The following is a 23366-nucleotide window of genomic DNA, read 5'->3' on the forward strand; positions in this document are numbered from 1 at the left end:
CTTCAATGACCTTATCTTTGCGGGGAATTTTATCACTTCATCCAAAACCATACCATGCTCTCAGACGCATTTGAAGTTTACGGCGGTAATACCCTTTCCGGCAAGATCACTCCCCAGGGAGCTAAAAACGAAGCCCTTCAGGTTATTTGTGCCGTTTTACTCACCTCCGAAAAAGTAACCATCTCCAATATTCCTCAAATTTTCGATGTGCAGTTATTGATTGAACTGCTCGTCGGGTTGGGGGTCAAAGTAGAACAGCAAAGTAAACATTCAGCCGTTTTCCAGGCGGATGAGGTGGACCTCGATTACTGTTATTCGGAGGAATTTCTGCAAAAAGCGGCACGTATTCGTGGGTCAGTTATGTTGATCGGCCCCCTGTTGGCACGCTTTGGGAAGGCTACCCTGCCCAAACCCGGCGGCGACAAGATCGGGCGGCGCAGCCTGGATACTCATTTCCATAGTTTTATTAAACTGGGAGGGAAATTTACCTTTGATAAGAAGGAGAACATCTATTATGTCGAAGCCCCCAATTTGAAGGGCTGTTACATGCTCATGGATGAAATTTCCGTTACGGGAACAGCCAATACAGTCATGGCCGCTGTATTGGCAAAAGGGACGACACAAATTTACAATGCAGCCTGTGAGCCCTATCTGCAGCAGTTGTGTGCCATGCTCAACGGAATGGGGGCGAAAATATCCGGCGTTGGCTCCAATTTACTGACCATCGAAGGAGTTTCGGAACTTGGAGGCACTACGCATCGCATGTTGCCGGATATGATCGAAGTAGGAAGTTTTATTGGGCTGGCAGCCATGACGCAATCGGAGCTGACCATCCAAGGTATCGACCGCCTGGCCCTGGGCATCATTCCCCATACCTTCGAACGCCTCGGTATCGAACTCATCTTCAATGGGGAGGACCTGACTATTCCAGCCCAGGATAAATATAAAATAAAGACCAATATCGACGGATCTATTCCAGTCATTTATGATGCGCCCTGGCCGGGATTTACGCCTGACCTCTTGAGCATCATCCTTGTGGTGGCCATCCAGGCAAGAGGCAGTTTGCTGGTGCATCAGAAGATGTTCGAAAGCAGGTTGTTCTTTGTGGATAAACTCATTGATATGGGGGCCCAGATTATTCTTTGTGATCCACACCGGGCCACTGTGATCGGTTTGGGCAGAAAACATCCTTTGAGAGGTCTGCAAATGGCTTCACCGGATATCCGTGCCGGGGTGGCTTTGCTGATTGCGGCATTGTCAGCTACCGGTAAGAGCATTATCAACAATATTCACCAGATCGACCGGGGGTACGAACGCATTGATGAACGCCTGAATGCCTTGGGGGCTAAAATTATCAGGCATTGAGTGCTGGTTACTGGTTACTTGTTGCTCGGTACTGGTTGCTTGTTACTCCGAGGTGAAATCTTCGGGCGAGGCATAGTCGGAAAGCAAAAGGTGTCATCTCGGTGTTAAACTGGATGCTTGCTGGTTACTCGTTACTGGTTGCTTGTTACTGGTTACTACGAGGTGTCATCTCGGTGTCTGGAACATTTACAAAATTTACGCAAAATTGACTTAATCATGATCATTTACAACGTTACGGTTAAAGTAGATCTTGAAATCCATGACGATTGGATGGCCTGGATGAAGGACATTCACATCCCTGAAGTCATGGCAACCGGTTTTTTTACCGAAAAAAACTTTTGCAGGCTGTTATTACAGGACGAATCCGACGGGATTACGTACACAATTCAGTATTTTTGCAAAAACATGAGCGATTTGCAAAAATACCAGGGGGCTTACGCCCCGGCTTTGCAGGCAAAGGTTATAGAGCGTTACCAAGAAAAAGTCCTGGCATTCCGCACCCTAATGGAAACCATTGAATAAAACCAACAACAAGTAACTAAAATAAAACCATATAAAATGACTTTTGAATTTACGGAAGAACAACTCGCTGTACAGGAAGCGGCAAGAGAGTTTGCCCAGAAAGAACTCAAGCCCGGGGTGATTGAACGGGATTCCAAAATGCAATTCGCTACGGAACAGGTCAAAATGATGGCAGAACTCGGATTTCTTGGCATGATGGTGGACCCGAAGTATGGAGGCGGAGGAATGGATACCATCTCTTATGTTCTGGCCATGGAGGAGTTGTCAAAAGTAGATAATTCGTGTTCGGTGTTGATGTCTGTGAATAATTCTCTCGTATGCTGGGGACTCGAGGCATTCGGAACCGAGGACCAAAAACAAAAATACCTCACAAAACTGGCCACCGGGACGTGGCTGGGGGCTTTTTGCCTTTCGGAGCCCGAAGCAGGCAGCGATGCTACCCATCAACGCACGACAGCAGAGGATATGGGGGATCATTATATCATCAACGGAACCAAAAACTGGATCACTAACGGAGGGTCATCTGATATTCATCTGGTCATTGCCCAAACCCACCCGGAACTAGGACACAAAGGTATTAATGCCTTTATCGTGGAGACGGATTGGGAAGGTGTTGTGGTAGGCGCCAAGGAAGACAAACTGGGCATTCGCTCCTCAGATACCCATACCATCATGTACAATGATGTGAAAGTCCCCAAAGAAAACAGGATTGGAGAAGATGGTTTTGGATTCAAATTCGCCATGAAAACCCTTGCGGGCGGACGAATTGGTATCGCCGCACAGGCTCTTGGTATAGCAGGCGGAGCTTACGAACTGGCAGTAGCTTATTCCAAAGAACGGGAAGCTTTCGGCAAACCGATCAGCCATCATCAGGCTATTGCCTTCAAACTGGCTGATATGGCCACCGATATCGAAGCGGCTAAAATGCTCGTTTACCGCGCAGCATGGCTGAAAGACCAGGGCCTGGATTACAACAGCGCCAGCGCCATGGCCAAAGTTTTTGCGTCGGAAACCGCCATGAAACACACCGTCGAAGCGGTCCAGATTCACGGGGGATACGGATACGTGAAGGAATACCACGTCGAGCGACTGATGCGTGACGCCAAGATCACCCAGATCTATGAGGGAACTTCTGAGGTACAGCGCATCGTCATCTCCAGGAATATTCTGCAGGGACAACTTTATCTTCCTAACGGAAAGGCGGAGTAAGTATGGATCATTGAAAAGCAATCCCGGAAAATTATCTCCAGGAGATGCCTGTAAATAAAAATCATCATCCCGGATTTGTTGAAAAAACAAATTCGGGATTCTTTTTGTAAAAGGGGATTGAACATTCCATTCCCTGTATTTTAATATTTATACCTAAATTCACCCCGGTTTTCTGTTTTCTTAAAATGATTGTTGGTGTTTGAACGATTTTCCATTCCCAAATTATAATATAAACCTGAAACAATTTGACCATGAGATTTCTAACCTTTTTATGCCTGTTTGGCTTCGTTTTGCCCTTAAGCGCGCAGCTCCAGTCCCCTGATGAATTCCTGCCTCATAAACTGGGGGAACGATTTACACCGCATCACCTGTTGGTCGATTACGTGGAATACGTTGCCGCCAACAGCAATAAGGTGAAACTGGTCAAATATGGAAAGACCAACGAGGACAGACCGTTGATCCTCGCCATCATATCCAGTGAAGAAAATATGGCGAATCTGGAAAATATACGCCTGAATAATTTGCGGAAAACAGGTTTACTGGAAGGAACAACCGATGCTTCCCTGGACAGGGCCATCGTATGGTTGAGTTACAGCGTCCATGGCAATGAGGCCGGAGGTTCGGAAAGTTCCATGGCCGTGCTTTATGAATTGGCTGGCGGAAAAAATAAAGAAGTGGAGGAATGGTTAAAAAATACCATCGTCATTTTGGATCCTTCTTTGAATCCGGATGGTTACTCAAGGTATTCGCACTGGAACAGGAGTGTGTCCGACCTTATCCCCAACCCTACACGCGGCGTCAGGGAACACCGGGAACCCTGGCCGGGAGGTCGCGTCAACCACTACCTTTTCGATCTCAACCGCGACTGGGCCTGGCAAACGCAGGTAGAGACACAGCAACGTATGAAAGTCTATCGTCAATGGATGCCCCATGTGCATGCCGATCTGCATGAACAATATCCCGATAATTCTTATTATTTCGCGCCGGCGGCTCAGCCCTATCACCAATACCTGACCGACTGGCAGGCCCGTTTCCAGACGGAAATCGGGAAAAATCATACTAAGTATTTTGATAAAAACGGGTGGCTCTATTTCACCAAGGAAGTTTTTGACCTGTTTTATCCCAGTTATGGCGATACCTATCCGGCTTTTAACGGGGCTATCGGCATGACCTACGAGCAGGCAGGGCACGGCATTTCAGGTCGGGCCATTTTGATGGAAACCGGAGATACCCTCACCCTCAATGATCGGATCGAGCACCATAAAACTACTTCCCTTTCCACGATAGAAGTTTCTTCACTCAATGCTGACCGGATCATTAAAAATTTTGAGGCATACTTTAAAACGGCAAATAACGACCCTCCGGGACAGTTCAAGACCTATATCATCAAACATACCAATAATCCTGATAAAATGAAGGCGCTCTGCCGGCTGATGGATAATAACGGAATCCGCTATGGCAAAGCTACGGGAACGCAGGGCGTAAAAGCGTTTGATTACCAGGAAGGGAAAGAGATCACTCTAAAAGTGGAATCAAGTGACCTGCTCATATCTGCTTACCAGCCACAGGGCGTGTTGACCCAGGTGCTTTTTGATCCGGATGCCAAACTTGCCGACTCCATGACTTATGACATCACCGCCTGGTCGCTGCCTTATGCATACGGGCTGGAAACTTATGCCACCAAAGAACGGCTGACCCCCACAAAGGAGTATTTGTTTGAAAACTTTGACTTAAAACTTACAGAAGATACGAAACCCTACGCTTATTTCCTGCGTTGGGGTTCGATGGAAGATGCCCGATTTTTGGGTGCACTGCTGAAAAAAGGCATCAAAGTCCGTGCAGCACATACGCCTTTTTCAAATGCCGGGAATACCTATGCCTCAGGAACACTCGTCATCACCCGGGCAGACAATCGTAAAATAGCAGGTTTTGATGCCGTAGTCCGCGAGGCAGCTTCAGCATATAAGCGCAAATTATTTCTTGCTTCCACCGGTTTTTCCGATTTTGGAGGGGACCTTGGATCTGAGAATTTGCAGTTGCTGGAGCATCCGAACATTGCCCTGCTTTCCGGCCCGCAGACAGGAGCCAATAGTTTTGGTCAGTTGTGGTTCTTCTTTGAACAGGAACTAGAATATCCCGTTGATGTTTATAATGCCGAAAATATTGACCGAATCAACCTTGAAGATTATGAATTGCTGATCCTTCCGGAAGGTTATTACAATTTTTCTTTCAAAACCAGGGAAAAGATCGTCGATTGGGTGAGAGGCGGTGGCCGTGTCATTGCTTTAGGAAATGCCGTAAATGCTTTTGCGGGCCAGGAAGGATTTGCCCTCAAAGAATTCGCCACCGATGATGCCGAAAGTGAAGCCAAAAGGCAGCAGGAAAAATCTTCCATGGACAGACGGCTGGATTCCTATTCCGACCAGTCGAGACAATACCTGTGGGAGGCCAGCCCGGGGGCGATATTTAAACTAAAAATGGATAACACCCATCCACTGGGATATGGATTTGGCAAGACTTATTTTTCCTTAAAAACCAACAGCCTGGCTTTCCAGTATATCAAAGGGGCCTGGAATGTCGGAACGGTTGGGGAAAAGTCTGAAGTGATTGGTTTTGTGGGACAAAATGCATTAAAAAAACTGGCCAACACCACGACCTTCGCCGTGGAAGACCAAGGCCGGGGTGAATTCATTTACCTGGTGGACAACCCGCTTTTCCGAAGCTTTTGGGAGAACGGGAAGCTGTTGTTTTCTAATGCGGTGTTTATGAAGTGATTAGGATTTTTGTAATTCTTCCAAAAAAGTATCTGCATCAACGATTTCAACAGGAGGGAAATCAATTTCTTTTAATGCATTAAAATGCTTGTCATTTGAAACGATGTATTTGACTCCGGCAGAAATGGCGCAATCAACGAATTTGTTATCATCAGGATCTTTTTGGATTAAATTCCACCGAAAATATACATCAATTTTTTCAACGTTCTCAAGCTTAATTAATAATTCGGCGAGGTTTTGGGCGATTTCATTGTTAGTCTTTTGACCAATTATTTCAATGTATTCCTGTAGGATTTCATTACTTATGGCCAATTGAAATTTAGATTGGATTAAACCATCAAAAATCGGACGATATTTCGATATTTTAGGTAAGGACATCAATAATACATTCGTATCAATAACGACCTTCATTTTTAATTATATTTGGTTCTCATGTGTTCTTTTGCCCATTCTTCTATTTTTTCCGGGCCCCATTGTTTGTCTTCAAAATGTTCATCTATACCTTCGGTTACTTTTTTTGAAAAATATTCCACCAATAGATTTTTTATCTCCTTGATTTGTTTTTCACTGAGATCATATTTGAATACTTCCAGTAATTCAATTTGTAAATTGGTTAACTTTTTTGCTGCGTTCATATTTCATCAATATTTAAACCAAAAGTAAAAGTACATATAAAGTATTTTAAAGTCAATGTTTTAGTTTTCAGGGAGGTGGACAATTTTTAAAATTTATTTTAATCCGCTAAGATTCCTTTAGATCATTGACGGATGATTATTTTTTAATCAAACAAGATGCATACCGGGCTCGGGGCCTCAATCTGATCCACAAATTCGAGGTATCCGTTGTCTTTATCCCGTTTGAAGGAGACGATATTGTTGGAATGCTGATTGGCGACAAGCAGGAAATTCCCATCCGGGGATATTGAAAAGTTGCGGGGCCACTTTCCCTGAACATTTTCATGGCCCGCCCATTGTAAAAAACCGTCGGATTCATTAATGCTGAAAATTGCGATACTGTTATGTCCCCGGTTGGAGGCGTACAGGAATTTTCCGTCCGATGAAATATGAATGTCTGCACAGAAACTGGGTTCGGAATACCCCAAAGGCAGTGTGGGAAAAAAGGCAACCGCTTCGTACAGGCCGGTTTCGCCTTTCTGTACCAGGTCTATTGTATTGTCCAGCTCGTTGATCACATAAATCCAGTTTCCATTGGGATGAAAAGCTAAATGTCGCGGACCTGCACCTGGGCGCATGGCCAGTTTCTGGGGATCATTTGGCACTAATTTTTCCTGTTTAGAATCAATTTGGGAAAACCAAAGTTCGTTGGTGCCCAGGTCAACGGAAATGACATTGTTCCCATCGGCGGTAAACCAGGTGGAATGCGCATGGGGTCCTTCCTGTCTATCCGTGGTGCCGCTTCCGGTATGCTGTTCAACGTCAAGTAAATCGGTCAGGGAACCATTTTTATTCAATTTCAGCAACCCTACATTTCCCCCGGTGTAGTTGGCGGTGAGCACGTACCCGGATTCATTGATGGTCACAAAACAAGGGTCGGCTCCGCCCGAAGAACGCTGGTTGATCAAAAGCAGGGTATCGCCTTTGATCTTAAAAGATTCAACCATGCCGGCTCCCCCTTCCGGATGCGTTTCATTGACGGCCAACAAAAAACGTTTGTCCGGGCTCAGGGCCAGAAAGGACGGATTTTCAGCAGTTGCAGCCAGCCCTGTCTTTTTTAAATGGCCATCCTCTGAAAGTGAATATTTATAAATACCCTGGCTGTCCCCATCGGTATAGGTGCCGACGTAAAAGGTATGATCTTTGTTTTCCATGGCAGCGGTATCTTCATTATTCCGACAACCGGCCAGGAACAAGAGTGCAAAAATCGTGAGGTAAAATTTCATGGATTGTTTTTTTATTGCCTGATTACTTTCTTTGTAATCAATGTTCCGTCATTCAATTCAATGTGCAAGATAAACAAACCTGACGGGACCAAACTCAAATCCATTAAATTATCTGACATCCGGATTGGCTGTCTTTTGCCGGCGAGGTCGAGTAACTGAATGCCCCGAATGTCTGAATGGGAAGTTGGCCAATAAATGGTCAAAAAGGCCTTTGCAGGATTTGGGGAGAGGATTATTTCCTTTTGTGGAATAACCTGCTCCAGGCCGTTTGGCGAGATGGCGGTAGAAGCATTGAAAGGAATCCTGCAGTCGGAAAGGGAATTGTTTGAATTATCGAGAATGATCTCGCCCGGGAGCGAATCAAGTGAAAAATCAAAATTCTGAAATTGGTAATAAAGGTAAACCATGGAAGGGCCTCCGATCCCGAAAAGTTCGAAATTGTTGTCCAACAATAGAATATCTTCCTCCGTCGGGCAAATGCTGAAAACGGGAGCATATAAGGTGTGGTAGGTACTTTGAATGAAGAAATGGATTCGGTCTCCGTTTTCATTATGGGTAAAAAGGACGGAATCAATGCGGATGGAATCGCAAAGCGCATAGGCTGAGTCACATGAAATTTGTGCCGACACGACATTCATCTGGAAAACCGTCAGGCATATCAGGAAGCATTTCTTCATGGTTAATGTATTGGAATAGTCTGGTCAAAAAAATTGTAAATACCCGCTAAATTGAAATCAGGTTTAAGACCTTTAAAAGTCGTTTTTTATCCATTTCATCCGTGCCGGCAAAGGCAGGTTCTATACTTCCACGATGGAACACAGATAGAACGAATTTGACGAATATAAACGGATTTTTTTTTGCAGGATAATCCAATTAATTCGTTTCTCATTAATAAAATAAATTTGGCAATCCTTCCTGTCAAAGCTGACGGCAGACAGGCAGGGGCGAAAATCCATGATTTCCCTTCGCCTGAAGAAAAATCAAGGATTTTCACTCTTTCAACCTTTAATTGTCATTGCGGTGCCCCGTCATCCAGCCAGCACTGGATCTGCCCCAGTTGCTCACTGGTAAGGCTACCTCCCTGGGGCATGGTTCTGAAATCCAGAACGGTGCTCCTCAGTTGCCCATTATTGACGATCGTTTTGATGTTGTTGTAGCTCGTAAAGGTGCCGTTATAGGTGTTTCCGCCATGGCACCCCGACAGGTTACAGTTTTGCTCAAAAATTGGAAAAATGACGTTAGAGAAAGTCACGGTGCTACAGTCTACATTGGCGATTGGCGTTTCTTTGGTGCAGGAGGTTAAGGCCAACAGCGTGCCGAAAATTAAAAATGAGAGCTTTTGCATGTTAAAATTTTTATGATTAAATGAATGGGTGCTTTGCTCCTTCCTGGAAAAAGCAAAAAAAGTTATTATGGAAGACGGAAAGATTTGGATTTTAGTTGCGTGGGGAGGTGTAAAATGAAGAAAACCACGATTAAATGACAAAACTGTGAATTTTAAAACCCTACTTCCCCAAAGAAAGCACCTTGCCCCGGTGCAACACATGCCGCTCAACCTCCAGCCTCAGGATCTCCCGCTCTGCGGGGGAATCCGTTGCCAGCATCTTTTGGGTGTTTTCCCACACGTTCTGCCGCCAGCTGCTGATCAGGCGGGATAACAGGTATTCATCGAGGCGGCCGAAAGCCTGGTCGATCCAGGCCATGATGGGGTCATTCGGTTCGAGAATCTCATCCTGTACTTTGTCGATGGTAGCAGAGATGATGTCGTTGACGGTGCAGTGATCCTCGTAGCGGATTTTTTGGACTTCCGGAGAAAGGGTAGGCCATTCGTCGCACAGCACATCGTAAAGCGTGAGGACCAGGTCATAGTTTATGTGTGCATTCACCCCCATCATGAGTTTTTGGAGCCGATGCAGTTTTTTTTGCCGGGTGGCTTCATGCACCTGCTTCCAAACCTGGGGTACTTCTTCCCCGCAGTCGTAACAGGCCAGGGCTTCAAAATAATAATCGGCAAAATGATGCAGCAGGTTGTTGACCCATAACTTGTCGTGAAAACGGTTCTCTTCAACGGCCGTCAGCATATTGGCGGTCATCAAACGGTAGCAGCTCAAAAATACATGCCGTTGATCGCCCGTTTCCTGCCAGTCGATGATGTGTTGCTCCATGCGTTGGAGCACATTTTCCTGTGGTTTCATAAGATGACTTTTACAGTTTTTGTTTCAGAACGCGTCGATTTTGGATTGAAAAGGCCTAAAGGCCAGGTTTTTTGGTTTTATTCTTTTCGTCGCGCTAAAGCACGACGCAAATGTTTTTTAATTTTGCATGGCTTGATGAATCAAAAAACTACTGACCTTCCATCGTAATACGCCCGTTATTGATCTACTTCACCTCAAAGCCCACCACCACATATTTTCTATACGTTTTGAAATGCTCAAGCACATTGTCGGGTGTCAGTTTCACGGTTTTACCGTCGGTTTCGATATTCAGGTAAACCAGGCGTTCTTTCAGCGCGGCGGCGGCATAGTCGTTCTCCAAAGAGAAATTCATGTCCGATCCGATCCATAAGGCTTGTTTGGGTTTTAATTCACAGCGCACGATTTTGTTTTCGGGATCAAATTGAACACCGGAGTCATTTTTGATCTCCGAAATATCGGTTTTCTTTCCAAATCCGACGATCCTTGGGCTGGTGGCAAACACTTCGTATTCGGAAATTTCACGAGGTTGGTACTCAATGGTGATATTGTGGTCGGTGGAATTAAAAATGTAGAAATCCGTGATGTAGGAACAGCCGGATAAAGACAGTAATAGAATAAAAGCGAATATTTTTTGCATAAGTGGGTGCTTTTGACTCATAACCTCAGTATAGAAATAAGAGAAATTTAACCGCGATGGACGCGAGGGAGGTGCAACGGGCGCAAAGATTGCTTTGCGCCCGTTGCGAACTTAGCGGTTAAAAATATTAATTGCGTTTCGCCGGGGTAGAAAATGGCGGTGGAGTCACTTTTAGTTCCTTTTCTTTTTCGAGTTGTATTAAAACTTCTTTGACGGCTCTTTCCAGTTGGGGATCTTTGCCTTGTGACAACGATTTTGCATCCTGGAACACTTCAATGTCCGGTGCAACGCCATGGTTTTCTGCTACCCACTTATGGTTGATGGGGTCGAATACCGCATTGTCGGGGGCAGTGACCCGACCTCCGTCTACCAATCGATAATGTGTGGATGATTTCACCAGCCCTCCCCAGGTACGGGTGCCGATCAGGGCTCCTGCCTTTTGTTGACGGAAAACCCATGGGAAAAAATCTCCCCCGGATCCCGCCATTTCATTGATCAGCAAAACTTTTGGACCCAATATTCCGGCCGGCAATTTTATCGGCACCCCGTTGGGTACCTCATTGGTAAGGGCGGCCCTGAGGTTACGGGTCATCAGGTCAACCATGTAATCATCCAGCAATCCGCCACCGTTGAAGCGCTCGTCAATGACGGCACCTAATTTGTCCTGCTGCGCAAAGAAATAACGATTGAAAGACACAAAACCCGGTCCCCCGGTATTCGGGATCCAAACATACCCCAGTTTGCCACCGGATAGCTGATCCACCATTTTGCGATTGTTTTCCACCCAGGCTCTTTGCCGTAAACCATATTCGCTGGTTACCGGGACGACGATCTCTTTCCACGCTCCTTCAAAGGTGGGTTTGTCGTTGATATGTAAAACGGTCTGGCGGTTAGCGGTACCATCCAAAAACTGGTATGGATCATCGGTATCTCTAAGTTCTTCTCCATTAATTCCTACGATATAATAACCTTCTTGGACTTTCAGTTCAGGACGGTCCAGCGGGCTCGTCAGGTCCGGATTCCAGCTTTCTGTCGTATAGATCTGGCTGATTTTCCATCGGCCATTTTCGGCCACCAGGTCAGCGCCCAGTAATCCCACTACGGATTTATCCACCTCGGGATGATCCCCACCGGAAACGAAACTATGTCCAACGGAAAGTTCTCCATTCACCTGATCGAGAATATAGTTGAGGTCTGCCCGGTGTTTGACAAAAGGCACCAACGGGGCATAACGATCGTGGACTTTCTGCCAGTTGCGACCATGCATATTCGGATCGTAGAAATAGTCGCGCTCGTAACGCCAGGTTTCTTCAAACATCTGGGCCCATTCCTCCGTCCGATTTAATTTCATCTGAAGGTCAACCTGAAGCGATTTTCCGTCTTTCCCGTTGGGTTTGGCGGTATCCATGACCTTCCAGCCGCCGTTTATCCTGGCAAGCATTTTCTTACCGTCGGTGGATACGGAAACCTGGCGCACGCCGTCGATAAATTCTTTGGCTTCACGATCCTCAAGCGTAAATTTCTGGAGGGTAATGCCGTTACCGTTGGGTTTGTCTTCTCCTATAAAAACGGATCCTGCCGGAGCGGTTAAAGTGAATCGATAATTGCTCTCTGAAATAGGAAGGGCAATGATCCTGCGCTCAATACCTTCAAAATCGATCAGCACGGAATCTTTCTTTTCTGCGGGGGCTTCTTTGGCTTTTTCCCCGTCCTTTTTATCTGCCGGAGCTTCCTTGTCTTTGGCTTTATCCGCAGGTTCTTCTTTCTTTTCTTCCTTTACCGGTTCTTCATCGCTGCGCGGTTTAAAAGGAGAGGCTTCGTCTTTTCGCAAATTGATCACATAAGCGGCGTACTCAGGATCGGCCGTCATGGAACTGGTATTCGCCCATCCGGAACCGAGGGCGAGTTCGGTACTGGCCAGGAAGTATAAATGTTTGCCGTCCATATCCCATGAAGGAGAAAACGAATCGGCAAAAGCATTGGTGACGGCGCGGAAGTTTTGATCTTTTTGTGACCAGATCATGATCTGTCTGAAATTATTGCTTCCTGTTTTGGAATAGGCCAGCCATTCGGAATCTGAAGACCAGGTAAGACCCATATCTCCCCGTTCGAGGTTGGTCCCGCCGGTATCTGCTGTTTTGATCTCTTCTGTTTCCAGGTTGACAATCCTTACCCTGACATCGTCATCCACAAAGGCGATGAACTTCCCATCCGGGGACCAGGTGGGTTCCCAGGCCATTTTTGAAATGCCAATGGATATACTTCTGGGGGCCGACAATCCATCCTGGGCAGCTAACATTAACGCATAACCTTTGCCGCCGGCATCGGAGAACCAGGCGATGTCCTCTCCTTTGGGAGACCAGAGCGGCGCGCGGTCGGCAGCCCCCGAGCTTTGGGTAATGTTCCTGGTATCTCCATGCTCTACCGGAACGGAAAAGATCTCTCCGCGGGCTTCCATGACGGCCCGTTGTCCGGTGGGAGAAAGCGCTGCGGCACTGACATCCTTACTGAGGTCTTCCCATTTTGTTTCTGCCCAAGGGAAATCTCCTTTCACCAGGATATTTAATTGTTTGGTCTTTCCGGTCGCCGGGTCAAGGGTATGAAGATAACCGTCCCTTTCGATGACAAGGGTACTTCCATTTCCGTCCAGCCATTTTACATCTGAGCCGGTGAAAGAAGTTATTTGGTTAAGCTTCTTCGATTTAGGTTCATAAGACCAAACGTTGGAAATGCCGTCCCTGTCGGATAAAAAATAGATCATATTGCCCATCCAGAGCGGTTGAATTTCAAACGTTGATTCATACGGGATTTTTGTTTCCGAAAGATCAGCCAGGTTTAGGATGGTCAATGGAGTATTTTGCCCGCCTCGGTATCCGCGCCATTCCGAATCCCAGCGGCGTACCCGGTCGATAACGATCTGTTTGCCATCCGGGGAGTAGGAACCGTCATTTCCCCATTGTTGGGTGAGCATGGTTGATGGCCCTCCATCGACAGAGACGGTCCAGAGTCGATTAAAGTTTGTAGGGGCGGTTTCCCGGTTAGAGGCGTAAAGCACTCTTTTGCCGTCTACCGACCATCCGCGGGCAAGGGCCGAACTTGGGTGCCAGGTAAGTCGTTTGGGCGTTCCTCCTTCAATGGGAAGGGCATAAACGGCTTCATTTCCTGAACGGTTGGACGTAAAGGCGATCGTTTTACCGTCCGGTGAAAAATGAGGGTCGCTTTCCACCGCAGGCGTACTGGTGAGTCGGACGGCATCCGCATCACCAAGTGAGGTGATCCAAATGTCGCCGCCGTAGGCAAAGGCAATATGTGTAGCACTGATGGTGGGTTGCCGGAGCAATCGGGTTCCCTGTGCGAAAATTGAATGCCCGCAAAGAATGGTAAATACGATAACGGTAAAAAGTCTGGAAATGTGTTGTGTTTGTTTTTTTACTTCGGGAGATTTGTCTTTGATATCCATCATGTTTTTTTTGGATTGGTGTTTTAATTAAAACAAGATAAGTTTTTTTGGTAAAAAAGCGAAAATGGGATCAAAGACTATAATAATCCGTTTTTATCCATTTTACCTGTTCAATCCGTGTTCTATTCTTCCTTAAAAATAAAACGGAACCCGGTTTGAACGAATATAATTGAATTTTACTTTTGCGCTATGATCACCAGGTCGGTCACAGGAGCCCCGTCCGGTCCAGAATATTCTTTACGACTTAATTCCAGGATGGCAAACCCGTTAACCGTCAGGGCCTCTGTCAGGTATCCGGCTTCATGGTAATGAATAAACAACTGGTCAGGCTCCCCGGAACTTGGGCCTTTGAGCCCGGATTTGTCGTAATCATCTTCCATGGTACTTAAATAGAGTACGCCATCGGGGTTTAATGAAGCAAACGCATCCTGTATGAGTTTGATCGAGTCCTCCTTGGAGAGGTATGGTAAACAAAAGCCACCCATGATGCCATCGTACTTTTTACCTGTGCGGCGAAAATCTCTGCAGTCCATCAATTCAAATTCAGCGGCAGGGTTATTTATTTTGGCCAGGGTGATCATCCGTTTGGACAGGTCGGTTCCCAATAGTTTAATGCCCGGGCGTTTTTCGAGCAAATACCGGGTAATATTTCCGGGGCCGCAGCCCAATTCCAGGATTTCGGCATTTTCCTTTTTTATGGCGTCGCAAAACAGATCAAAGGTGTCGTGGTACAAACTCACATCCATGTATTTTTCCTGGTACCGATCGGCATATTTATCGAAAAGGTCGACGGCCATTTTTGTTTTATCCATTTTTAAAAGGGCATTTTTGGCCACCTTCAATGCCCGAAGGGAGCTTTTCTTTTTGGAAGAATGAGCCGCCATTTTCAGTGTGATGTCCTTCAATGTCCGGACGGCATCCACGATGAAAGGCCCTTTATTCAGCATCACACATTCTGCCTGAACGCTCATAGAGGCATCCGATACTTCGGCGCGGGTGGCGACCCCTGTTTTGGCGAGGTTCTCAAGCACCTGGGTGGCCCAGATGACCGGGACGTGGGCAGCTTCGCACAGCCAAAGAATCTCATTCTGCACCTCGGAGATGCGTTCGAACCCGATCTCAACCGCCAGATCTCCCCTTGCGATCATCACCCCGATTTTATTCCGTTTCATGGCCTCAAAAAGGATGAGGGGCAGATTTTCGAAAGCCTCCTGGTTTTCTATTTTTAAGACAACCCCGATGTCGTTGTTTTTATTTTTATCCAGCTCATTGTATAAATGGATGACATCCTCCGGCTTTCTGACAAATGAATACCCGACTATATCCGCATATTGGCAAACAAACGGGAGTAACTCAATATCCCGTTCTGTCAGGGAAGGCAGATTGAGCATGGTGTTGGGCAGGTTGATCCCTTTGTTGGAGGAGAGTTTTGATTTATAGGCTTTGATGATCTCCAGGATGGCGTCGTCCGGGTTTTTGTCAATGACGACGGCTTTAATCATGCCATCATCAAAATAAAGGGTGTCCCCTACTTTTATGTCATCAATGATCTGTGGGAGTAAAACGCCGATCTCGGCAGCATGGATTAAGTCGTTATTTTCATCATGAAGGGATTCCCGGCCCTTCGTATCCTTTTTGGTCAACACCAAATGATCCCCGACATTTAGTTTTACATACTCATTGATTTTCCCTTTTTTGGTATGGATCTGGATTGCGGAGGTCCTCATTTTAGGTCCGGACAGATCCATGAAAATCTTTACCCGTTTGTTTGTTTCTTTTTTTACCTGATTGATGTTGGCGATCATTTTTTTCCAAAGGTCAACATCTCCGTGGCTTAGGTTTATCCGGGCGATTTCCATGCCTTCCGCTACCAAATTCCTGATCAGAGTGATGTCATCTGCAGCCTCGTCGGGTAAAGTGACCATGATTTCAGTAAAGTGTTTTTTCCTGTTTCTCCCGAAAAGTTCGTTGGCGTGCTTTCGCAATAACTTCATGCTTCGTTTATACCCGATGGTTTCCACTTCGGGTTCGTCAATCCATGTTTTTCCCTGGAGTAATCGTAGGAGTTTAATGACATTGAAGAGGTTGGAATAGACATAACCTTCAGCCGTCCTGATGGAGGAAATGCCCAGGTCGGAAAGATTGTCGTGGAGTTTTCTCAGGTCAAAACTTCTGAGGATCATGTACCGGTACAGGTTTTTGGCACTCAGCCTGAACGTTTCATGGACTTCAGAAGAAATGCTTCTGGCTGCAGGATCCTGTTGAACTATTTTTTTGTAAATTTTTTTTAACTCCTTTTCTAATTTTTTGATTGTCATAGCTTTAGATTGATAAAGACCTTCTGCCGGATTTTTTATTTATTTTTTCTCAAATAAAGTTTAAATATAAGGTCTTTTGGTGCTGGAAGGCATAATATGGATGTAATTAAAGCTATCTACAAGGTCTAATTTTTTCCAGGTTTTTGACTCGCCGGAAAATAGGCAGAGATGAATCACTACCGCCTCAGGGTATAAGTCAATTTATAAGAAAGGTTGCTCTGTTGGTCGTAAGAGAACGTACTCCAGACTTGTTCATTTTTTTTATTTATCTCCACTGTGTAGGCGATGTCGCACTGAATGCAGTCGCCCCCCAGAATAATAACCCGTTTGGCCTGTTCGTCCACTTTTAGCACGCCGATTTGGTTGACGGCATTTCCATTTTCGGTATAGTTGAATTCGAAATCTTTTAAATTATCAAGTGTTAATCCATCAATTGTGGCTACTTTCATGGAAAGTGTTCCTACGTTTTTCTCATCGGTAAGCGTTATAGCAGAGCCATCGGGATGTATTTCATAGCGCTCTAACCGGTCAATGTTCCAGGTACCTTCCAGCCGGTCGAGAAACATATCCTCTTTCTTGCATGACCAGGAAGTGAGTAACAACAGGAATAGTGAAATTTGGATGAATCGTTGTTTCATTGATTCTCAGACTTATTTTTAATAAAAATATATTCAATGGAAAGGCCAATGCGAATCCCCCGGAATTCATCTGAATAAATGACGTTCTCCTGGTCTGCCCCGAAAGAATCATTGAGCCAAATGCCAAAATCACGGGGAAATGAATTGGAACGGTATCTGTTCACATCGAAATCCGTTAACTCCGTACCTTCACTGCCTAAGTTGCTGCCAGGAAAATTGAATGCCTTGGTTACCCGGCCGGACAGGATAAAATGACCCAGCCGAAAACCCAACCCCAACCCAGCCTCGTAACAAGGGGTAAAAGTGGTGTAAACGCCGTTGATGTCGAATACATAGTCCTGGCTGCGGGAGCCATCAGGGAAGACGGTGAGTACGTCGAGGGTGGTATTTCGGAAGCCAATGTTAAAGATGCCCTCCAGCAAGATATTTTTAGCCAGCACCGGCCCTCCGCTAAAAATAAAATTCAAATCCCTGAACTGCAAATGATGCTCCTGCCCGAAATTGCCGGCTACCCTGGAGTTAAAGGAATGGTTGCTCTTGCCGTAAGTGACGGTTGTGGCAAATGTCCATTGGGGTTTTAAAAAACGGTAACCCAATGAATATTGAAGGCCTTTCAAATCAAACGATCCCAATGCTTTTAATGGTTGGGTGGCGCTGCTGCCAAAATAGTCATTATACGAGCTGACGAAGGTGTTCATGCCCTCGGTGTCAAAGCCATCCAATTCGTACCCGACTCCAATGGTTAATTGTGCCCGCAGTGAAATGGAAAAGCACAAAACTGCTGTGACAAAATAAAAAATTCTCATGTTCATTGTTGTTATTCCTTATCCTGCTGATCTTCCATTTGCTTGCGGAGGCTCAATGGCCGCATATCCGTCCAGACCTCTTCTATGTACTTCAGACATTCATCTTTGGAGCCTGATTTGCCAGCGTCATTCCAGCCAAGCGGGTTTTCCCGGTCAGCGGGCCAGATGCTGTACTGTTCTTCGTGGTTGACCACTACTTTGTATATAGTCGTGTCATTTTCTTCTTCCCATGACATAATGAAATTGTTTAGAGGTAAAAAATCATTGCTTCAGTGCGCAAGGACGTTTATCAAATATACTTGAATTATTTTAAACAGTTTCTATGTTTTTTCTCTCTTGCTGCAGGCGGTTTACGAATTGTTGGTTACAAAATTCGGCCAATTATTCATGTATTCTATAAAATTTTCCCCCAGTCCTTCTTTACGAAGATATTCTTTTGACACCGGTGTTGGGGTGGGGATGAAATCTGGATTAGCCATCACCTTTTCCGGAAAATCATGATGAAGGATGGCCGAACGACCAATGGTAACAAAATCTACCCCGGCACTTAATATTTTATGTACATCATTTCCTGTACTGATTTTTCCGGCTACCGTCAGTAATACATCCTTAAAATCAAGGCCGGTGAAGTGCTCTAATAACGAATGGGTTTTAAATTTTTCTTCTTCCGGAAGTTTAAAACAATCCCACAAAGAGAGGTCGAGGAAGTCAATATTTCCCTGATCAATTAATCTTTGGCAAACCCATTTTATTTCAAGCAGATCCATGCCGAATTTTTCCGGAGAGAGTCTGGTGCCTATTATAAAATCTTTACCACAGGCATTTCTTATGCCATCAATTATTTCAAATAAGATACGAGCTCTGTTCTCCAGGCTTCCCCCGTATGCATCGGTTCTGTGGTTGATCTCGGCGCTCAAAAACTGGGTCAGTATGTAGCCATGTGCACCATGAACCTCCACGCCGTCATAACCGCTTTTTTTTGCTCTGACCGCCGCTTTTATAAAATCATCTCTGAGTTGCAGAACTTCTGCGAGCGAGAGTTCCCGGGCGCCAAATTTTTCGTTTGGGGACGGGCAGACAGGAGGTTGTTGATTTAATTCAGCGGGTGACCGCATACCGGCATGATGCAGTTGGATTAAAGCCAGGGAGCCATAGGCGTGAAGGCTTGTCGTTAATTTTTGATGTCCTGGAATATGTTGATCAGAGAAGATTCCTAATTGCCCTGGAAATCCTTTTCCAATGGCCTGGACATGAGAAGCGCAGGTCAAAACTATTCCAAATTGCCCTTTTGCTCTCATGGTCAACCAGTGCAATTCATCATCAGAAAGTTGACCATCTTCGTAACTTTGTCTATTGGTTAGCGGTGCCAACATGAATCTGTTTTTCGAGACGCCTCCACAGGGGAAATTAAGGGGCGTTTCCGGAGAATTTTTCATTGTGAGTGATTGTTTCAGAAAAGGCTTTTGAGCTAGTTCATATGAATTAGCTCATTTAATAAAGCTAAATTAGATTTTTTTAATAAACGCACATATTTAAACCTTTTAAATCTTTCCCCGGCTAAGCCATGTTCAAATTTTTACTTTCACCACCACTTTTTTTACCGCTGAAGGTTCATTCAAACGAATACAAGGCATATGTAAATCATCGGGAAAAAATATCATAAAAGTCCCTGCGTCGAACCTGATAAAATCGGATTCCAATGCATAAAAATCATAATCATCCGCTTCATTGATTTCTATGGGAATTTGATCGGTCAGTGAAGTGATGCCGACCAGCTCGTTTCCTGAAATAACATATTGAACGTCGATGTATTTATGATGCCCTTCAAATTTACCTTCACTAATATCTTTGGTTTGGTATTCCATGACAATGGTGAAAAGGTCGTCGTCTATGTCATATTTACCCACAGGAATTTCAGACAAATCGGTTTCATGAAGATAACGGAAGGCTTTAGCAATTTTAGGACTCAGGCCTCCATAAAGGCTGGAATTTTCGAGTTTATCTTTTACCATATCATTTAATTATTGCCAATTTATTATACGTCCCCAAAAATACATGATTACCATTACAGTTTCTTTTAAAATCAGAAAGTCTTTTATCCTCACCTAATGGGGGGATGGAAAATCTTGGCTCCTCAAGGAATTCCTTACTTGTTTTGCGCTGCCTGAATGAAGCCATATTTTCGAAATATCCCCTGTTTTTACGCCAAAACCCTTTCCGGAAGCATCTATTACACAACAGTAAGATACCCCTTACCCGTTAAAATTAGTATTTTTGAAAATCATTTTAATCGTCGTCGTAATGAATATGAATCAATTTCAAATCAAACTGATTTCCTTTTTGTTGTTTTCCCTGATTTTTACGGGATGCAGCAATGAGGTGACAGATAGTTTTCGCCCCGTTCCCGTAGCTGTGGGGAAAGTCAATCAGATCAATGTAATTTGTGATAAGGCCATGTGGGAAAGCCATGTGGGAGACAGCCTTCGTTATTATTTTGAAGGACCCTACCTGATCCTTCCCCAGCCGGAACCGCTCTTTGATGTAAGGCAGTTCACCCCGGAAAACCTGGAACACCAGCCTTTGAGAAAAGAACTGACTACTTACATCATCCTTGCCAATCTCAGTGATGATGATTCTCCGACCACACAGATGGTCAAAAAGGATCTCGGGCCGGAAAATGTCCGCAAATCACAGGAAGACCCCTCTTACAACTGTCCCGTAAGTAAGGATCGCTGGGCCAAAAATCAATTGGTTTTTTATCAATTTGCCTGGTCGCATGACCAACTGGCAGAAAACATCACCGATAATTTTCCGAGCATTTCAAAAAGAATCCAGGACCACGATCTGCCCAGTATTGAAAGGACGGTTTTTCACTCCGGCAACAATGTTTCTGCCCAAAAAACAATTCAAACCAATTTTTCGGCGGAGGTCGCCATTCCGGCCGATTATACCGAAGCCGTCAACGATGGTAAGCTGATCTGGTTGAGGAGAAGCAGTGATCAATACAACAGCAACCTGATCGTCACTTCCGTCCCCTATACCGATGAAGCCCAGCTGACCCCTGCAGGCTTAAAGGCCATCCGGAACAAAATTGGAAGAGAATATATTTCTTCTACCATTGAGGGCAGTTACGTCCAGGTCAATGATACCGATTTGCCCATGTTCACCTCCGTAAAAACGGTCAACGGCAATTACGTTCTGGAAGCCCGGGGCATTTGGGAAATGGTGAATGATTATATGGCAGGACCGTTCATCAGTTATCTCGTTTATAATCCGAATAAAAAAGAACTATTGTTCATCGATGGCTTCGTGCTGGCCCCCAACAAGGCCAAACGCGATTATATGCAAAACCTCGAGTATATTCTGAACGGTGTGAAGTATTAGGCTGTTTACTTGTTGCTGGTTCCTCAATACGTCACCTCGGCAACAAGCCACCGGGTAACAAGTAACGAGCAACAAGTTACAACTTCGCATCAAAGTTCACCAGTTGGACAAAGTTGACCATACGTTCGGTGATCTGATCGTCATTGATTTCTTTCAAACGGGTGATACTGAATTTTTCAACGCAGAAAGAAGCCATGGCGGAGCCGTAGATGACGGCCCGTTTCATATTTTCAAAAGAAAGGTCCTCTGTAGAGGCCAGGTAGCCGATAAATCCTCCTGCGAAAGTATCCCCTGCGCCGGTGGGATCAAATATTTCGGCTAAAGGTAAAGCCGGGGCAAAAAACACATTGGAGTTCTGGAACAACAAGGCTCCGTGTTCTCCTTTTTTCACTACGATCACTTTAGGGCCCATCTTATGGATGGAGGCGGCGGCTTTTACCAGGGAGAATTTACCCGAAAGCTGCCGGGCTTCCTCATCATTAATGGTGAGGACATCGACGTGTTGGAGTACTTTTTTCAATTCGTCCAGCGCCGTATCCAGCCAAAAATTCATGGTGTCGAGTACGATCAGTTTCGGGCGATTTTTGAGTTGTTCGATGACACGCAACTGAAGGGCGGGCGGCATATTCCCCAGCATAAGGTAGTCGACCTCTTTATAACTTTCAGGCAACACGGGATCAAAAGTCTCCAGCACATTGAGTTGGGTGTCCAGGGTTATTCTTTCCGTCATATTCGGACGATATTTCCCATTCCAGGAAAAGGTTTTCCCGCCTTCCACCACCTGTAATCCCTCCAGGTCAATGCCCCGCGACTCCAGGTAGTCGATTTCGTGCTGAGGGAAATCATCTCCCACCACAGAAACAACCTTTAGTCCGTCTGTAAAATAAGAGGCTGCAAGGGGAATATATACTCCTGCGCCTCCAACGACCCGTTCAGCTTTACCAAAAGGTGTTTCGATGCTGTCAAAAGCCATGGTACCTACCGTCAATAAACTCATATGATTAATTTCAACTTCAAAATTTGAGAGTTCTAAGGTAAGGCTTTCTGCGAAAAAAATCGAATCAGTTGATAAAGAAATTCAAAGCTTAAGAGAAAAAGCAAAACAATCAGGAGATTGGTAAGATATCCTACGGAAATGCCTTCAAATATTCAGGTATATTGAAGAAAAAAAACTTACCTACCCCAAAAAAGTTGTGATGAATAAAATATATTTTAATAGAGTCAAATATATTTTTCAATGGTATCTTTATATGACATAAATCCCAGGTTTTAGAGTTCTAAAAAACTTATCTCATGGCTATTAGTTTTTTTGTTTCAGATTTACACGGCAGTATCGAACGCTACGAGAAATTATTCCAAAAAATTGAAGAAGAAATTCCTTCTGCTGTATTTTTCGGTGGCGATCTTTTGCCTTCAGGGTTATTTATGGCCACCAATCGCAGTAACGTCTCTATTGATTTTATTGACAATGTTCTGAAAAGGGGGATTGTCATGCTCAAAGAAAAACTGAAAAATAATTACCCTAGAATTTTTATTATATTAGGCAACGACGACAGTAAAATTCATGAAGAAGAATTGATCTCCGGGCAATCCAAGAAGCTTTGGGAGTATATCCATGGCCGGAAAGTGACATTTGGTGATTTTGATGTTTATGGATATTCCAATATTCCACCAACTCCGTTCCTGATGAAAGACTGGGAAAAATATGATATTTCCAGATACGTTGACCCGGGCTGTGTTTCGCCAGAGGAAGGTTTTCGCTCTGTTGAAGTCAGGAAAGGAGAAATTAGATATTCAACCATAAAAGCGGATATCGAATTACTGGTTGATGGTGCCAATGTTTCAAAAGCTATTTTTTTATTTCATACTCCTCCATACAAATCAAAATTAGACCATGCAGCTTTGGATGGAAAAACTTTCGACCATATTCCTCTTGATGTTCACATTGGGAGTATTGCCGTTCAACGATTTATCAAAGAGGCCCAACCGTTGATTACTTTACACGGGCATGTTCATGAGTCGGCAAGACTTTCCGGTACCTGGAAAGAAACCTTCGGAAATACCCATGCATTTTCTGCTGCCCATGATGGACCGGAACTTGCACTGGTTCGGTTTGATCCTGAATTTCCCGAAAAGGCAACGAGAGAACTTATATGAA

The 23366-nt window shown here is 44.9% G+C and carries 21 protein-coding genes; 6 read left to right on the top strand and 15 right to left on the bottom strand.

The annotated features are described in order from the left end of the window. Positions 1–54 precede the first annotated feature (54 nt). The 4 genes from murA (at position 55) to H6571_14820 (ending at position 5870) form a co-directional block, all read left to right on the top strand. On the top strand, positions 55–1365 hold the full coding sequence (gene murA, locus H6571_14805; GenBank protein ID MCB9325008.1) for a UDP-N-acetylglucosamine 1-carboxyvinyltransferase: 1311 nt from the start codon (positions 55–57) through the stop codon (positions 1363–1365). 216 nt (positions 1366–1581) lie between these two features. Next, positions 1582–1887 carry a DUF4286 family protein gene (locus H6571_14810; protein MCB9325009.1) on the top strand — a complete coding sequence of 102 codons (306 nt, stop codon included), beginning with the start codon at positions 1582–1584 and terminating at the stop codon, positions 1885–1887. A gap of 36 nt (positions 1888–1923) precedes the next feature. Next, the gene (locus H6571_14815; protein MCB9325010.1) at positions 1924–3096 is read left to right on the top strand and encodes an acyl-CoA dehydrogenase; all 1173 of its coding nucleotides are present in this window, start codon (positions 1924–1926) and stop codon (positions 3094–3096) included. 251 nt (positions 3097–3347) lie between these two features. Further along, a complete protein-coding gene (locus H6571_14820) occupies positions 3348–5870 on the top strand; it encodes a zinc carboxypeptidase (GenBank protein ID MCB9325011.1) in 2523 nt (840 codons plus the stop codon). On the opposite strand, the gene H6571_14825 is transcribed toward H6571_14820, so the two are convergent. The 14 genes from H6571_14825 to H6571_14890 form a co-directional block, all read right to left on the bottom strand. After that, positions 5871–6281 (bottom strand): putative toxin-antitoxin system toxin component, PIN family, encoded by a 411-nt coding sequence (locus H6571_14825; protein ID MCB9325012.1) that lies wholly within the window; start codon positions 6279–6281, stop codon positions 5871–5873. A gap of 2 nt (positions 6282–6283) precedes the next feature. Beyond that, positions 6284–6505, bottom strand: coding sequence for a hypothetical protein (locus H6571_14830; protein MCB9325013.1), 222 nt, complete (start codon positions 6503–6505; stop codon positions 6284–6286). Between the two features lie 143 nt (positions 6506–6648). Further along, positions 6649–7770, bottom strand: a complete 1122-nt coding sequence (locus H6571_14835; GenBank protein MCB9325014.1) for a lactonase family protein — start codon at positions 7768–7770, stop codon at positions 6649–6651. Positions 7771–7781: 11 nt separating this feature from the next. Continuing rightward, positions 7782–8447, bottom strand: coding sequence for a T9SS type A sorting domain-containing protein (locus tag H6571_14840; GenBank protein ID MCB9325015.1), 666 nt, complete (start codon positions 8445–8447; stop codon positions 7782–7784). Positions 8448–8782: 335 nt separating this feature from the next. After that, positions 8783–9115, bottom strand: a complete 333-nt coding sequence (locus H6571_14845) for a hypothetical protein (protein MCB9325016.1) — start codon at positions 9113–9115, stop codon at positions 8783–8785. A gap of 160 nt (positions 9116–9275) precedes the next feature. After that, on the bottom strand, positions 9276–9965 hold the full coding sequence (locus tag H6571_14850; GenBank protein MCB9325017.1) for a hypothetical protein: 690 nt from the start codon (positions 9963–9965) through the stop codon (positions 9276–9278). Between the two features lie 184 nt (positions 9966–10149). Continuing rightward, complete coding sequence (locus H6571_14855; protein ID MCB9325018.1) at positions 10150–10602, bottom strand: hypothetical protein; 453 nt, start codon at positions 10600–10602, stop codon at positions 10150–10152. A gap of 127 nt (positions 10603–10729) precedes the next feature. Then, positions 10730–14062 carry a PD40 domain-containing protein gene (locus tag H6571_14860; protein ID MCB9325019.1) on the bottom strand — a complete coding sequence of 1111 codons (3333 nt, stop codon included), beginning with the start codon at positions 14060–14062 and terminating at the stop codon, positions 10730–10732. Positions 14063–14238: 176 nt separating this feature from the next. Then, positions 14239–16380 (bottom strand): methyltransferase domain-containing protein, encoded by a 2142-nt coding sequence (locus H6571_14865; protein ID MCB9325020.1) that lies wholly within the window; start codon positions 16378–16380, stop codon positions 14239–14241. Between the two features lie 176 nt (positions 16381–16556). Next, a complete protein-coding gene (locus H6571_14870) occupies positions 16557–17018 on the bottom strand; it encodes a hypothetical protein (protein ID MCB9325021.1) in 462 nt (153 codons plus the stop codon). Beyond that, the gene (locus H6571_14875; GenBank protein ID MCB9325022.1) at positions 17015–17824 is read right to left on the bottom strand and encodes a hypothetical protein; all 810 of its coding nucleotides are present in this window, start codon (positions 17822–17824) and stop codon (positions 17015–17017) included. The genes H6571_14870 and H6571_14875 overlap by 4 nt, the downstream gene beginning before the upstream one ends. Before the next feature lie 11 nt (positions 17825–17835). Continuing rightward, positions 17836–18060, bottom strand: a complete 225-nt coding sequence (locus H6571_14880; GenBank protein MCB9325023.1) for an MbtH family protein — start codon at positions 18058–18060, stop codon at positions 17836–17838. 114 nt (positions 18061–18174) lie between these two features. Then, positions 18175–19197 carry an NADH:flavin oxidoreductase gene (locus tag H6571_14885; protein ID MCB9325024.1) on the bottom strand — a complete coding sequence of 341 codons (1023 nt, stop codon included), beginning with the start codon at positions 19195–19197 and terminating at the stop codon, positions 18175–18177. A 195-nt stretch (positions 19198–19392) separates the two neighbouring features. Continuing rightward, positions 19393–19836 (bottom strand): YhcH/YjgK/YiaL family protein, encoded by a 444-nt coding sequence (locus H6571_14890; protein ID MCB9325025.1) that lies wholly within the window; start codon positions 19834–19836, stop codon positions 19393–19395. A 262-nt stretch (positions 19837–20098) separates the two neighbouring features. Between H6571_14890 and H6571_14895 the strand changes: the two genes are divergently transcribed. Then, positions 20099–21208 carry a DUF4837 family protein gene (locus tag H6571_14895; protein MCB9325026.1) on the top strand — a complete coding sequence of 370 codons (1110 nt, stop codon included), beginning with the start codon at positions 20099–20101 and terminating at the stop codon, positions 21206–21208. 76 nt (positions 21209–21284) lie between these two features. Here H6571_14895 and H6571_14900 read toward each other — a convergent pair whose 3' ends face one another. Next, positions 21285–22205 (bottom strand): bifunctional hydroxymethylpyrimidine kinase/phosphomethylpyrimidine kinase, encoded by a 921-nt coding sequence (locus H6571_14900; protein ID MCB9325027.1) that lies wholly within the window; start codon positions 22203–22205, stop codon positions 21285–21287. A 296-nt stretch (positions 22206–22501) separates the two neighbouring features. On the opposite strand from H6571_14900, the gene H6571_14905 reads away from it, so the two are divergent. Further along, entirely contained in the window at positions 22502–23365 is an 864-nt protein-coding gene (locus H6571_14905; GenBank protein ID MCB9325028.1) for a hypothetical protein, read from the top strand. Position 23366: the final 1 nt, after the last annotated feature.

It is taken from the genome of Lewinellaceae bacterium (assembly GCA_020636105.1).
Taxonomy (GTDB): Bacteria; Bacteroidota; Bacteroidia; order Chitinophagales; family Saprospiraceae; genus BCD1.

Coding starts and splice junctions, on each gene's coding strand:
- murA (MCB9325008.1), top strand. CDS start 55: ATGCTCTCAGACGCATTTGAAGTTTACGGCGGTAATACCCTTTCCGGC.
- H6571_14815 (MCB9325010.1), top strand. CDS start 1,924: ATGACTTTTGAATTTACGGAAGAACAACTCGCTGTACAGGAAGCGGCA.
- H6571_14865 (MCB9325020.1), bottom strand. CDS start 16,380: ATGACAATCAAAAAATTAGAAAAGGAGTTAAAAAAAATTTACAAAAAA.
- H6571_14855 (MCB9325018.1), bottom strand. CDS start 10,602: ATGCAAAAAATATTCGCTTTTATTCTATTACTGTCTTTATCCGGCTGT.
- H6571_14905 (MCB9325028.1), top strand. CDS start 22,502: ATGGCTATTAGTTTTTTTGTTTCAGATTTACACGGCAGTATCGAACGC.
- H6571_14835 (MCB9325014.1), bottom strand. CDS start 7,770: ATGAAATTTTACCTCACGATTTTTGCACTCTTGTTCCTGGCCGGTTGT.
- H6571_14830 (MCB9325013.1), bottom strand. CDS start 6,505: ATGAACGCAGCAAAAAAGTTAACCAATTTACAAATTGAATTACTGGAA.
- H6571_14870 (MCB9325021.1), bottom strand. CDS start 17,018: ATGAAACAACGATTCATCCAAATTTCACTATTCCTGTTGTTACTCACT.
- H6571_14850 (MCB9325017.1), bottom strand. CDS start 9,965: ATGAAACCACAGGAAAATGTGCTCCAACGCATGGAGCAACACATCATC.
- H6571_14810 (MCB9325009.1), top strand. CDS start 1,582: ATGATCATTTACAACGTTACGGTTAAAGTAGATCTTGAAATCCATGAC.
- H6571_14890 (MCB9325025.1), bottom strand. CDS start 19,836: ATGGTAAAAGATAAACTCGAAAATTCCAGCCTTTATGGAGGCCTGAGT.
- H6571_14825 (MCB9325012.1), bottom strand. CDS start 6,281: ATGAAGGTCGTTATTGATACGAATGTATTATTGATGTCCTTACCTAAA.
- H6571_14880 (MCB9325023.1), bottom strand. CDS start 18,060: ATGTCATGGGAAGAAGAAAATGACACGACTATATACAAAGTAGTGGTC.
- H6571_14840 (MCB9325015.1), bottom strand. CDS start 8,447: ATGAAGAAATGCTTCCTGATATGCCTGACGGTTTTCCAGATGAATGTC.
- H6571_14900 (MCB9325027.1), bottom strand. CDS start 22,205: ATGAGTTTATTGACGGTAGGTACCATGGCTTTTGACAGCATCGAAACA.
- H6571_14875 (MCB9325022.1), bottom strand. CDS start 17,824: ATGAGAATTTTTTATTTTGTCACAGCAGTTTTGTGCTTTTCCATTTCA.
- H6571_14860 (MCB9325019.1), bottom strand. CDS start 14,062: ATGGATATCAAAGACAAATCTCCCGAAGTAAAAAAACAAACACAACAC.
- H6571_14845 (MCB9325016.1), bottom strand. CDS start 9,115: ATGCAAAAGCTCTCATTTTTAATTTTCGGCACGCTGTTGGCCTTAACC.
- H6571_14820 (MCB9325011.1), top strand. CDS start 3,348: ATGAGATTTCTAACCTTTTTATGCCTGTTTGGCTTCGTTTTGCCCTTA.
- H6571_14885 (MCB9325024.1), bottom strand. CDS start 19,197: ATGTTGGCACCGCTAACCAATAGACAAAGTTACGAAGATGGTCAACTT.